At 69.3% G+C, this 10,665-nt stretch carries 9 protein-coding genes; 8 read left to right on the forward strand and 1 reads right to left on the reverse strand.

The window, feature by feature from the left end:
- Positions 1-16 precede the first annotated feature (16 nt).
- From RWX45_RS04805 to RWX45_RS04840, 8 genes are all read left to right on the forward strand, one after another.
- Positions 17-1,594: a sodium-dependent transporter gene (locus RWX45_RS04805; RefSeq protein ID WP_316022640.1), complete on the forward strand. Its 1,578-nt coding sequence runs from the start codon at positions 17-19 to the stop codon at positions 1,592-1,594.
- A gap of 1 nt (position 1,595) precedes the next feature.
- Positions 1,596-1,769, forward strand: a complete 174-nt coding sequence (locus RWX45_RS04810) for a methionine/alanine import family NSS transporter small subunit (protein WP_316022632.1) — start codon at positions 1,596-1,598, stop codon at positions 1,767-1,769.
- 71 nt (positions 1,770-1,840) lie between these two features.
- The gene (locus tag RWX45_RS04815; RefSeq protein WP_316022633.1) at positions 1,841-2,650 is read left to right on the forward strand and encodes an HAD-IIB family hydrolase; all 810 of its coding nucleotides are present in this window, start codon (positions 1,841-1,843) and stop codon (positions 2,648-2,650) included.
- A 5-nt stretch (positions 2,651-2,655) separates the two neighbouring features.
- Positions 2,656-4,452, forward strand: a complete 1,797-nt coding sequence (locus RWX45_RS04820) for a serine/threonine protein phosphatase (RefSeq protein ID WP_316022634.1) — start codon at positions 2,656-2,658, stop codon at positions 4,450-4,452.
- Positions 4,453-4,572: 120 nt separating this feature from the next.
- A complete protein-coding gene (locus RWX45_RS04825; RefSeq protein WP_316022635.1) occupies positions 4,573-5,295 on the forward strand; it encodes a vitamin K epoxide reductase family protein in 723 nt (240 codons plus the stop codon).
- Positions 5,292-6,032 (forward strand): metal-dependent transcriptional regulator, encoded by a 741-nt coding sequence (locus RWX45_RS04830; RefSeq protein WP_316022636.1) that lies wholly within the window; start codon positions 5,292-5,294, stop codon positions 6,030-6,032. Before RWX45_RS04825 ends, RWX45_RS04830 begins: the two co-directional genes overlap by 4 nt.
- A complete protein-coding gene (locus tag RWX45_RS04835) occupies positions 6,029-6,493 on the forward strand; it encodes an HIT family protein (RefSeq protein ID WP_316022637.1) in 465 nt (154 codons plus the stop codon). The genes RWX45_RS04830 and RWX45_RS04835 overlap by 4 nt, the downstream gene beginning before the upstream one ends.
- Before the next feature lie 185 nt (positions 6,494-6,678).
- Positions 6,679-9,642 carry a leucine--tRNA ligase gene (locus RWX45_RS04840; RefSeq protein WP_316022638.1) on the forward strand — a complete coding sequence of 988 codons (2,964 nt, stop codon included), beginning with the start codon at positions 6,679-6,681 and terminating at the stop codon, positions 9,640-9,642.
- Between the two features lie 21 nt (positions 9,643-9,663).
- Here the strand turns inward: RWX45_RS04840 and RWX45_RS04845 are convergent.
- Positions 9,664-10,665: helicase HerA-like domain-containing protein (locus RWX45_RS04845; RefSeq protein ID WP_316022639.1), on the reverse strand; the 1,002-nt coding region annotated here is incomplete at its 5' end.

Genomic DNA, 10,665 nt, shown 5'->3' on the forward strand with positions numbered 1-10,665 from the left:
ACCCGGAAGGTCCTCGATGCCCTCCAGCCCCGGATCCCCAACCGCCGCCCAGATGCCCCCGCGTGAGCAGTGGAGCGGGCAACTCGGATTCCTCATGGCCGCGGTCGGTTCCGCGATCGGCTTGGGCAACATTTGGCGCTTCCCCGGCACCGCCTACAACAATGGCGGCGGCGCCTTCATGGTGCCCTACATCATTGCGCTGCTCATTACCGGGCTGCCCGTGCTCTTCCTCGACTATGCGCTCGGACACCGGTTCCGCGGCTCGGCCCCGGCCATCTTCCGCCGCGTTTCCAAGCGATTCGAGTGGCTCGGCTGGTGGCAGGTGTTCATCTGCTTCGTCATCATGACCTACTACGCGGTCATCGTCGCCTGGGCGCTGCGGTACACATTGTTCTCCCTCACCACTGCCTGGGGCGACGACGCCGCTGGCTTCTTCAGCGACTACATCGGCCAGACCAGCCTGGCCGACTCCTCGACCCCTGCCTACTCCCCGGTCCCGGTCGTGGGAGTCGTCATCCCACTCATCCTCGTGTGGGCCTTCGGCATCTTCGTTGTCGCCCGGGGCGTGTCCCGCGGCGTCGAACGCGCCAACCGGATTTTCCTGCCGGTGCTGGTGATCATGTTCGTGATCCTGGTGGTGCGGGCGATTCTGCTGCCCGGGGCCACCGATGGGCTCAACACGCTGTTCACCCCCGACTGGAGCAGTCTGACCGACTACACCGTGTGGGTGGCCGCTTTCGGGCAGATTTTCTTCTCGCTTTCCATCGGCTTCGGCATCATGCTCACCTACGCCTCCTACCTCAAGCGCCGCTCCAACCTCGTCGGTACCGGTTTCACCGCCGCCTTCGCCAACTCCTCCTTTGAGATCCTTGCCGGTATCGGCGTGTTCGCCACCCTCGGCTTCATGGCGCACGTCGAGGGCGTCGCCGTTGCCGACCTGGAGGGTATTCAGGGCGTCGGCCTGGCCTTCGTCACCTTCCCGACGGTTATTTCCCAGATGCCGGGCGGTGCCGTGTTCGGCGTCCTGTTCTTCGCCTCCTTCTCCATGGCCGGCTTGACCTCCTTCATCTCCATCCTGCAGGTGGTCGCCCCCGCCATCGGGGAGAAGCTCGGCTGGTCCAATGTCAAGGCCACCCTGGCCGCCGGACTGCCCAGTGCCGCCCTGTCCCTCATCCTCTTCGGCACGGCCTCGGGCCTGTGGGACCTCGACATTGTCGACGCCTACGTCAACTACATCGGTGTGGTCGGCTCCGCAATTGTCATGTGCGTTGGCCTCGGCCTGGTGCTGCGCCGCCTCAAGGAGCTCCAGCGCCACCTCAACCTCGTGTCGGATACCCGGATCATCGGCGGATGGTGGCGCCTTCTCGTCGCCTTCGTCGCGCCGCTCCTGCTGGGCTACATGTTCGTCCAGAATGTCTGGTCCTACGTCACCGACGGATATGACGAGTACTCCGTCGCCATGCAGGGGGCCTTCGGCTGGGGCATGATCTTCCTCGTTGCCGTCGCCACCGTCGTCTTCACTCGCATGCGGTGGCGCACGCCGGTGGACGACTATCTCCCTCTTGACCTGGACGTGCTCGAGGAGGTGAAGTGAGATGACCGGAGAGGCAATCGCCGTCATGCTCGTCGCCATTGTCATCATCTGGGGCGGTCTGGCCGTATCCGTGACGGCTCTCATCGTGCGGGGTCGGCGCGAGGATGCCGATGCCCGTGAGGCCGCCCTCGCCGCCGCCCACGAGCACCTCAGGCACCCGCAGGACACCCCGTAACGCGGCGTCGACACCCCGAGTTGCCGGGGACGGTTTCGCATCGCTGGAACACGTGCGCCACAATGCTCCCCATGCCCTTAACTCCGGATGCTGATATGCCGACCGCGCCCCCCAGGCTCGTTGCCTTCGACTTGGACGGGACACTCGCCCCGTCCAAGTCGCCGATGCCCGAGCCCATGGCCACCGCGCTGCGGTCCCTGCTCGACGTCGTCCCGGTCTGCGTCATCTCCGGAGGCCAGATCGGGCAATTCCGCGACCAGGTGCTTTCTCGTTTAGCGGCCGACCCCGCTGAGATGAGTCGGTTGCACCTCATGCCCACCTGCGGCACGCGTTACTACGCCTACGCCCCGGACGCCGACGACGATTGGGCCCTCGTCTACGCCAACGACCTCACCCCGGCACAGGTGAAGCAGGCCATTGCCGTGGTCGAGAGCCAGGCGCGTCGCCTGGGCCTGTGGGAGGAGCACACCTGGGGGCCGGCGCTGGAGGATCGCGGCAGCCAGGTCACCTTCTCCGCGCTCGGCCAGGAGGCTCCCCTTGAAGCTAAGCAGGCGTGGGATCCCACGGGGGAGAAGAAGGGCCGCCTGCGCGACGCCGTCGCAGCGTTGCTGCCGGACCTGGAAGTCCGCTCGGGAGGCTCCACCAGTGTCGACATCACCCGTAAGGGCATCGACAAGGCCTACGGCATGAAGAAGCTTGCCGAGATCACCGACATTCCCCTGGAACAGATGCTCTTCGTCGGTGACCGCCTTGACCCCGAGGGCAACGACTATCCCGTCAAGGCACTCGGCGTCCCCTGCCATGCGGTGGCGACCTGGGAGGACACCGCCACCTTCGTCACGGACCTGGCCGCCCGTCTCGCGGCGGGTAGCGGGAGCTGACCTGCGTGCTGGAGCACCGCGACAACGGCGGCCTGGGCTCGCTCGCCCAGAAGCTGCCCGATGCCCGCGCCGCTGTGCACCACTGGTGGCGGGCCCGTAGCGCCCGCTTCCGCAAGTTCAGCCGCACCGCCGCCCTCCTGTTGCTCATGACCCTCGTCTCACTGGTGGTAGGCGTCTCCACCGCGACCGCGTCCTCACCCTTGGGCCCGCACGAAGCCACCTGGTCCACCACCCTCGACTCCACGCTCACCGTCGACCTCGGTCCGATCGGCTCGGTCAGCATGGATTCGCCGGCCGGCATGCTCGGCGTCGAGGTCATCATCGGGGAGATCCCGGGTGAAGCCGATCCCGACGCCGTCTCCGCGGATACGTTGGGGCAGGCGCTGAGCTCCGACGCCGCCGCCTACGTTGCGCTCATCACCCACCCCGAGTTAACAATCGAACGCGGCCTACGCGCACTCGCCGACGATGCGCTGCGCCGTGCCGGCCTCATCGAATCCGTGCTGCTGTGCCTGGCCACCGCCCGCCGCCTGAGCGGTGGACGACGGCTACGTCGAGTCCGGCGCCCCCTGCCCCGCGGCGCCACAGCAGTGCTGGCCGCAACCGCCGCCGCCGTGGCCATCGCCGTCGTCGTGCCCGCTGTGCGCACCGCGCCGCATGCGGGGAGCAGACTCGGAGTCCTGGCCGGCACGCCCCTCGAAGACGCCCGCCTGTCCGGGCGGGTTGCCGACATTGTGCAGGCCTACAGCGGCAGGGTCACCGCCTTCCTCGAGGAGAACACCGCCTTCTACACCGCGGCCGAGGCCAACCTGCGCACGGCATGGAAGGCATCCACCGCCGTCGACGGAGCGGTGGACGTGACCGCCGTCGACGGGGCGGTGGACGAGTCCGCCATTGCCCAGGCATTCGGGGTGGCCGCTGCCCGAGGGACGACTCCGCTCCCGGCGGGTTCGGTGCCCGGTGCCATCACCTCAACCATGCCGGCCACCGCTACCCCCACGGCCACCCCCACCACCCCGGTGACCGGTACCTGGGCGGTGAACCAGGAGGCGAACACCACGGCCGTGTTGTCGACCGACCTGCACTGCAATCTCGACGTCATCTCCCTCACCGGGGTCGTCGACGAGCTCGCCGGCGCTGACATCCACATGGACGACGGGGACCTGACCATGACCGGCAGCCAGCCCGAACAGGTCTGCGTCGACGCCCTGAGCAACGCTGTTCCCGCCGGAGTTGCCCGCGTCGCCACCATCGGCAACCACGATTCGGACTCCACCATGGAACGCCTGCGCGCCCAGGGGTGGACCGTCACCGACGGCACCGCCCAGCAAGTCGGCGGGCTGACGGTGCTCGGCGACGTCGACCCAGACCGCACCTCCGCCGGTGGCACGGTCCGGCGCGGTGAAGAGGACGCCACCCAGCTTGGCACCCGACTGGCTCAGGCCTCCTGCCAGGCGGCCGCGGCGGGCAACCGCGTCGACGTCGTTCTCATCCACCAGCCCTACACCTTCAGCCCCCTGATCGAGGACGGCTGCGCCCCGCTGCTCGTGGCGGGACACGTCCATCAGGAACGGGGAATGACCACGACGACGGGTGGGAACCTCGACGTCGCGCAGCTGGTCTCCGGAGCCGGCAAGGGCGGAACCTCCATCGGCAAGGTCACCGAGGACGCCTACCTGCACGTCATGTCCTTCAATGCCGACGGCGACCTGGCGGCGTGGCGCACCGTGAGCGTGCATGCGGACGCCTCGGTCACCGTCGGAGCTTGGCAGCCGGTCCCCGCGCCGGAGCCCCAGCAGTGACCACGCAGTGACCATGGTCGGCCTCCACCGACCCGTCACCGGCCGTGGGGCACAATGGAAGCACGTCCCGGAAGGGCAGGGGCGTACCCCACCCGTAGGAGAGTCTGAGGAGATCCGCAGATGGCGCATGTGCCCAGCCAGGCCGAAGTCGACGCGATGATCGACGCCATGAGCGAGGAGGAACTCGACGCCTACCTCGCCGACACCGCGGACGCGGCCGCCCTTCCGCCCACGAGCGAACCTGCCCGGCGCAGCGCCACGGGCGCCCCGCGCTCCTACGGAGTACTGCTCGTGATCGGCTCGCTGATCGGCATCGGCGCCTGCTGGGAGCTGCTCCTCAGCCAGCTGGCCCAACTGCGCCAGCCGGACGCCCAACTCGTCTGCGACGTCAGCCCACTGGTTTCCTGCGGCGACTCGCTCAACGTCTGGCAGGGCAACCTGCTGGCGGGCACCCCCAACTCGTTCATCGGCGCCATGGCCTTTGCCGTGCTCCTGCTGGTCGGCCTGCTGCTGGCTTCGGGGCAGATGCTGCCGCGTTGGGTGTGGCGGGGACTGGTTGCCGGAACCGTGGTCGGCGTCGTCTTTGTCGCCTGGTTCTTGGTGGTGTCAGTGACCACCTTCGGCAAGCTCTGCCCCTTCTGCACTCTCATCTGGGCGGTGACGATTCCGATCGCCACCAACACCTGGGGCCGGGCTGCCCGCGGCGGGCACCTCGGCCTGCCCGCGGGAGCGGCCCGTCGCCTGGACGCCGCCCGCTGGTGGCTCGCCGGCGCCATGTACCTCGCCGTGGCCGTGACCGTGCTGGTGAGCTTCTGGGACGGCTGGGTGGCGATGCTCCGGTGACCCCCGCAGACGAGGCGCAACCCGACGGGTCGGCCGTCACCCAGGACTACCTCAAGGCGGTGTGGGCGGCCTCCGAATGGGGCGGGAAGGGAGCCTCCATCACCGGGCTCGCGCGCCGCATGGGGGTAGCGCCGTCGACCGCCTCGGAGAACGTCGCCCGGCTGGTCGAGGCGGGCCTGCTCACGCATGCCCCCTACCGGGCCGTCACCCTATCGGCGCGAGGACAGCGTCTGGCACGCAGCATGGTCCGCCGTCACCGGCTGCTGGAGACCTACCTGGTTGCGGCGCTCGGCTTCGAATGGGATGAGGTGCACGCCGAGGCTGAAGTGCTCGAGCATGCGGTCTCCGACCGTCTGCTGGAGGCCCTGGACCGAGCCCTCGGCCACCCCACACGGGACCCACACGGGGATCCCATTCCCGGCCCGGACGGGCGCATCACCGTGCCCGACCTGCGCAGCGTGGACACGCTGCACGTCGGCCAGTCCGGGGTCGTGGGACGCATTAAGGACGAGCCGGCCGTGCTCAAGCAGCTCACGCGGGCGGGCATCGGACTCGACACCCGTATCCAGGTCAGTGGTCGCAGCGACGCCGCACCGGGCGGTCGCCCCACCACCACCGTGCGCGCACTGCAGCCGGAGCACGTCTCCACGGCGGTGCTCGACGCCGTGGTTCCCGCCGGAACCCTGTGGGTGCTTGCCCACCCGGACGGCGATGAATCATCTACGCTGGAGACGTGACCGACACAACCAAGACCACCGTTTTTACCAAGATCATCAATGGGGAGATCCCCGGGCGCTTCGTCTGGGCCGACGCAACCTGCGTCGCCTTCGCCACCATCGCGCCGCACACCGACGGGCATGTGCTCGTCGTGCCGCGCGAGCCGGTCGCCTCCTACGTGGATGCCTCCGACGAGCTCGTGGCTCATTTGGGAATCGTCGCCAAGCGGATCGGGCGCACGCAGACGCGAGTCTTCCACGCTGCCCGTGCCGGCATCATGGTCGTCGGCTACGAGATCGACCACCTGCATGTGCATGTGCTGCCCATCCGCTCCGAGTCCGATGTGGCCCCCTCCGCCGCGCGCCACGACGTGACCGACGCCGAGCTCGACGCCGCGATGGAGCGCCTGCGCGCCGGCCTGCGTGAGGACGGCTGGGGTGAGTGCGTGCCCGCCGAGATGAGCTCCCCGGCCCTGGCCTGAGGTCGTGCCACCACCAGGGGCTGGACGTGACCGGCGTCGCGGATCCGCCTAGCGGACCGTTGCCGGCCCGAGGCGCGCCGGGGGATAGGCTGAGCCACAGCAACGGGGCCGCGCGCCGTGAGGCCTTCCGCCGACGGCGCGCGGCCCCGCCCCATCTACACACGAGCAAAGGGAGCGCTCCTGCGATGACGGAGAACAGTCGGGCCGAGCAGACCGCCGACCAGTCCAGCACGCCGTACCGGTACACGGCCGCCCTGGCCGATCGTCTGGAGACTGCATGGCAGGACCGGTGGGAGCAGGAGGGCACCTTCTACGCCGACAACCCCACTGGTGCGCTGGCCGGCCCGAAGGCCGCCAAGGAGAAGTTCTTCCTGCTGGACATGTTCCCCTACCCCTCCGGGCAGGGCCTGCATGTGGGCCACCCGCTGGGCTACATCGCCACCGACGTCATCGCCCGCTTCACCCGTATGACGGGCAAGAACGTCCTGTACACCATGGGGTACGACGCCTTCGGCCTGCCCGCCGAGCAGTACGCGGTCACCACCGGGCAGCACCCGCGCGTGTCCACCGAGGCCAACATCGCCAATATGCGCCGCCAGCTGCGCAGGCTCGGCCTGTCCCACGACTCACGTCGGTCGCTGGCCACCATCGACGTGGACTACGTGCGTTGGACCCAGTGGATCTTCCTGCAGGTGTTCAACTCCTGGTTCGACCCCGACGCCCCCCGGCGCGATGGCCGCGGCACCGGCGCCGCCCGCCCCGTGAGCGAGCTGATGGACAAGCTCGCCTCCGGCCAGGTCGCTACCCCCGACGGGCGCCCCTGGGAGGAGCTGACGTCCGGTGAGCAGGCCGACGTCGTCGACTCCTACCGGCTCGCCTATGTCTCCTCCGCCTCGGTCAACTGGTGCCCGGGCCTGGGCACCGTTCTGGCCAACGAGGAGGTCACCAGCGAGGGCCGCTCCGAGCGCGGCAACTACCCCGTGTTCAAGCGGAACCTGCGCCAGTGGATGATGCGTATCACCGCCTACGGCGACCGCCTGGCCGAGGACCTGGACACCGTGGACTGGCCCGAGAAGGTCAAGACCATGCAGCGCAACTGGATCGGCCGTTCGGAGGGCGCCGAGGTCACCTTCTCCCTGCCCGAGGCCGACGCCGTCGGCGCCAGCCAGAGCGAGCTCACCGTCTACACCACCCGCCCGGACACCCTGTTCGGGGCCACCTTCATGGTGGTCGCCCCCGAGCATCCGGTGCTGGGCGGACTAGCGGGCGCCCCCGTCGCCCAGGACGCCGCCGCCCTCACCGTGCCAGCGGCCTGGCCGGAGGGCACCCGGGAGGTCTGGACCGGCGGTTACGCCACCCCGGCCGAGGCGGTGGCCGCTTACCGCGCCCGCGCCGCCCAGGCCACCGAGGCCGAGCGCACCGATACCGAGCGCACCAAGACCGGCGTCTTCACCGGCCTGTTCGGTGTCAACCCCGTCAACGGCAAGCCCGTGCCGGTGTTCGTCGCCGACTACGTCCTCATGGGCTACGGCACCGGCGCCATTATGGCCGTGCCCTCCGGAGACCAGCGTGACTGGGACTTCGCTCGCGCCTACGACCTCGACGTCATCGCCACCATTGCCCCACCGGAGGGCTTCTCCCTGGAGGAGGCCGCTTGGACCGGCGACGGGGAGATCATCAACTCCGCCAACGCGGAGATCGACCTCAACGGCATGGGCAAGGACGAGGCCCAGGCCGCCATGACCGCATGGCTGGAGGCCAAGGGATACGGGCGGGGCGCCGTCACCTACCGCCTGCGTGATTGGCTGTTCGCGCGTCAGCGCTACTGGGGTGAACCCTTCCCGATCGTCTGGGATGAGGACGGCCGCCCCCACGCGCTGCCCGAGTCCATGCTTCCGGTGGAGCTGCCGGAAGTCACCGACTACTCCCCGCGCACCTACGATCCCGACGACGCCACGTCCTCCCCGGAGCCGCCGCTGGGCCGGGCCACCGATTGGGTCAAGGTGGAGCTGGACCTGGGGGAGGGCCTCAAGACCTACTATCGCGAGACCAACACCATGCCGCAGTGGGCCGGCTCCTGCTGGTACGAGCTGCGCTACATCGACCCCACCGACGACACCCACCTGGTGGAAAGCACCAACGAGGCCTACTGGATGGGGCCGCGTCCCGAGGCCGGTAACGCTTCCGGCGGCACCGACCTGTACGTCGGCGGCGTCGAGCACGCCGTCCTGCACCTGCTCTACTCCCGGTTCTGGCACAAGGTCCTCTTCGACCTGGGAGTCGTGTCCTCCTCGGAGCCATACCACAAGCTGTTCAACCAGGGCTATGTGCAGGCCTACGCCTACACCGACGCCCGCGGGCAGTACGTGCCCGCCGACGAGGTCGAGGAGACCACCGCAGCGGACGGCTCTACCGTGTTCACCTGGCAGGGGCAGAGCGTGAACCGCGAGTACGGCAAGATGGGCAAGTCCCTCAAGAACATCGTCACCCCCGACGACATGTACGACGCCTACGGCGCCGACACCTTCCGCGTCTACGAGATGAGCATGGGACCGCTGGACCAGGACCGTCCCTGGGACACCCGCGCCGTCGCCGGCGCCCAGCGGTTCCTGCAGCGGCTGTGGCGCAACGTCATTGACGAGACCACCGGCGAGGTGACCGTCGCCGAGGTTCCCGCCGACGAGGCCACCCGCCGCCTCGTGGCCCGCACCATTGTGGGGGTGCGCGAGGACTATGAGGGGCTCCGCCTCAACACGGCCATCGCCAAGCTCATCGTGCTCAACAACCACCTCACCGCACTTCAGGCCGTTCCCCGTGAGGCGGTGGAGGCGCTCACCCTCATGGCCTCGCCCGTCGCCCCGCACATCTGCGAGGAGATCTGGCAGCGCCTCGGGCACAGCGAGTCACTGGCCTACGAGCCCTTCCCCGAGGTGACCGACGCCTCCCTGCTGGCCGCGGAGAAGGTCACCTGCGTGGTGCAGGTCAAGGGCAAGGTACGTGACCGGCTCGAGGTTGCCCCCGACATCGACGCCGCCGAGCTGGAGAAGCTGGCCCTGGCCGCCCCCGGCGTGGTCCGCGCGCTGGACGGTCGCGGTGTGCGCAAGGTGATTGTGCGCGCCCCCAAGCTGGTCTCCGTCGTCCCCGAGTGATGGTTGGGACGCGGGCCGCCATCAGCGGCCGCGCAGGATGTTGCCCAGGATCGAGCGGGTGATCTGGCGGCCGGCGGAGCCGATCAGCTTCTCGACCTCGCGCTGACGCCGCTCGGCCGCCCGCTCCTTGGCCCGCTGCTCGCGCTCGGCGGCCTTCTCCGCCTCCCGCTGCAACCGCTCGGCGGTGCGCTGGGCCTCCCGTGCGGCCGCGGCCTCCGCCTTGGCCTGCGTCTTCGCGGCCTCCTGCGCGGCCTTCTCCGCTGCGGCCCGCGCCTCGGCCTCGGCACGGGCCGCCTCCTCCCGGGCGGCTTCCTCCTCGGCGCGCTGGGCCAGTAACTCGTAGGCGGAGACGTTGTCCACCGCGTCGGCGTACTTGGGGATGAGGGTGGAGCCGGCCAGCACCGACCGGATGGTGCTGGGGGAGGCGGGTCCCATGACCGCTGCCGGGGTGTCGACGACGACGGGTGCGACCGGGGCGGGCCGTCCCTTCTCGTCCAGCACCGAGACGACCGCCTGGCCGGTTCCCAGGCTGGTGAGGACCCGCGTCAGATCCAGCGGTGAGGTGGGGAAGGTGGACACGGCCTTCTTGAGCCGTGCGGCGTCGGCCGGCGTGTGGGCGCGCAGCGCGTGCTGAATACGGCTGCCCAACTGCGCCAGCACCTCCTCGGGCACATCCGTGGGGGACTGGGTGATAAACACGATGCCCACACCCTTGGAACGGATGAGCCTGACCGTGCGCGTGATTGCCTCCATGAAGGCGCTGCTGGCGCCGTCGAACAGCAGATGCGCCTCGTCGAAGAAGAACACCAGCGACGGCTTGTCGGGGTCCCCGACCTCCGGCAGCACCTCGAACAACTCACCCAGCAGCCACATGAGGAAGGTGGAGAACAGCCGTCCCTGGGACTGGATGTCCGCCAGCTCCAGGGAGGAGATGATGCCGCGGCCGTCGGGTGAGGTGCGCAGCAGATCGCGGACGTCCAGGGCCGGCTCGCCGAAGAAGGCCGAGCCGCCGGCCGCCTCCAG

The sequence above is a fragment of the Actinomyces sp. MRS3W genome (genome assembly GCF_032465695.1).
Lineage (GTDB): Bacteria > Actinomycetota > Actinomycetes > Actinomycetales > Actinomycetaceae > Actinomyces.

Excerpts from the sequence above, each read along its gene's own strand:
- RWX45_RS04805 (WP_316022640.1), top strand. The coding sequence starts at position 17 with ATGCCCTCCAGCCCCGGATCCCCAACCGCCGCCCAGATGCCCCCGCGT.
- RWX45_RS04810 (WP_316022632.1), top strand. The coding sequence starts at position 1,596 with ATGACCGGAGAGGCAATCGCCGTCATGCTCGTCGCCATTGTCATCATC.
- RWX45_RS04815 (WP_316022633.1), top strand. The coding sequence starts at position 1,841 with ATGCCCTTAACTCCGGATGCTGATATGCCGACCGCGCCCCCCAGGCTC.
- RWX45_RS04825 (WP_316022635.1), top strand. The coding sequence starts at position 4,573 with ATGGCGCATGTGCCCAGCCAGGCCGAAGTCGACGCGATGATCGACGCC.
- RWX45_RS04840 (WP_316022638.1), top strand. The coding sequence starts at position 6,679 with ATGACGGAGAACAGTCGGGCCGAGCAGACCGCCGACCAGTCCAGCACG.